Source organism: Actinotalea sp. JY-7885, from assembly GCF_014525465.1.
Classification (GTDB): Bacteria; Actinomycetota; Actinomycetes; order Actinomycetales; family Cellulomonadaceae; genus Actinotalea.
This window is the reverse complement of record NZ_JACEXH010000310.1, coordinates 1-1,685: the sequence shown is the minus strand read 5'-3', so window position 1 is coordinate 1,685 and position 1,685 is coordinate 1. Positions and strand designations below refer to the sequence as shown.

The following is a 1,685-nucleotide window of genomic DNA, read 5'->3' as shown; positions in this document are numbered from 1 at the left end:
GGCGTCGCCCGACCGCGCGCCGGCTCCCGAGCAGCCGGCTGCCACGGGGCTCGCACAGCTCTTCGGGGACCAGGGGCCCGCGCCCGAGGGCGAGGACGCCCCGGCGGCGACGGACAGCTGGGGTCGACCCGTCGCTGCGCGGCGCGAGCGCCGCGGTCTCGCGGTCGTGTGGGTGGTGCCGCTGCTCGTGCTCTCGCTCCTCGCGGGCGCCGCCGGCGGCGTCGTCGCGGACCGCTGGTCGGAGAGCCGGCGCCCGAGCGACGCCGCGCTGCCCGAGCCCGTCGGCAGCGGCGTCTCCGGCGAGCTCGAGGGCGTCGCCGCGGTCGCCGCGGCCGTGCTGCCGAGCGTGGTGTCCATCGAGGTCCGTGGCCAGGGCGGCCAGGGCACCGGGTCGGGCTTCGTGCTCCGCGACGACGGCTACATCCTGACGAACAACCACGTCGTGGCGGCGGCCGCGGACGGCGGAGAGGTCGTCGTCGTGCTGGCCGACGGCGCTCAGGAGCCGGCCGAGATCGTCGGGCGGACCGCCGCGTACGACCTGGCCGTGCTCAAGATCGACCGGACGGACCTCACGCCCCTCGTGCTCGGTGACTCGGACGCGGTCGTCGTCGGCGACCCCGTCGTGGCGATCGGCGCCCCGCTCGGGCTCCAGGGGACGGTCACCACGGGCATCGTCAGCGCCCTCAACCGGCCCGTCTCGGCGGGTGGTGGGGCCGAGGAGACGGCCTTCATCAACGCCATCCAGACCGACGCTGCGATCAACCCCGGCAACTCCGGCGGACCCCTGGTGGACGCGGCCGGCGAGGTCATCGGCATCAACTCCGCCATCGCGCAGCGACCCGGGGCCGGCGGCGCCTCGGGCAGCATCGGCCTCGGCTTCGCGATCACCTCCAACCAGGCCCGGCACACGGCGGCGGAGCTCATCGAGACCGGTTCGGCGACGTACCCGGTCATCGGCGTCCTGCTCGACTCGCGCTACGAGGGCGAGGGCGTCCAGGTCTCGGCCGAGGCGCAGAACGGCACGCCCGCCGTGACGCCGGACGGCCCGGCGGACCGCGCGGGCATCGAGCCCGGCGACGTCATCGTCGCGATCGACGGTCGCCCGGTCACGGAGGACGACGAGCTCATCGTCGCCATCCGGGCCAAGGCTCCGGGGGACGCGATCACCCTGACCGTCCGCAGCGGGGACGACGAGCGCGACGTGCGTGTGGTGCTCGACCAGACCACGGGCGCGCAGTAGGTGCGGCCTCGGCGTCGCGCCGGGACCCGCGGCTAGTCTGACCGCGTGCTCGGCGTCAACGGGGGCGAGTTCCTCGTCCTCATCGTGGTGGCCCTCCTGGTGGTGGGCCCCGAACGCCTGCCCGCGTACGCGGAGCAGCTGGCCTCCTGGGTCCGGACCCTGCGCCGGTTCGCGACCACGGCGCGCGAGCGCGTCGCGGAGGAGCTCGGCGAGGAGGCGGCCGACGTCGACTGGGCGTCCCTGGACCCCCGTCGCTACGACCCCCGCCGCATCGTGCGCGACGCGCTGCTCGAGGACGTCGCGCCGCCGCCCGCGGCCAGGACGGCGTCGGCGGCCGGTCGTGGGGGAGTCGGTGGCGGGGGAGCGGGAGTCGCCGCGGGTGGCGGCGTCGTTGCCGCGCGTGCCGGTGCGCCCGGGGGCGGGGGGCCGGTGACCGGCGCCGGAC

2 protein-coding genes are annotated in these 1,685 nt (G+C 76.6%); both read left to right on the top strand.

The features are described from left to right. Positions 1-1,240, top strand: a 1,240-nt coding sequence (locus IDM29_RS16635; protein ID WP_188037833.1) for a S1C family serine protease, incomplete at its 5' end; no start/stop codon positions are given. Between the two features lie 45 nt (positions 1,241-1,285). After that, a partial coding sequence (locus IDM29_RS16630; protein WP_188037832.1) for a twin-arginine translocase TatA/TatE family subunit occupies positions 1,286-1,685 on the top strand: 400 nt, incomplete at its 3' end.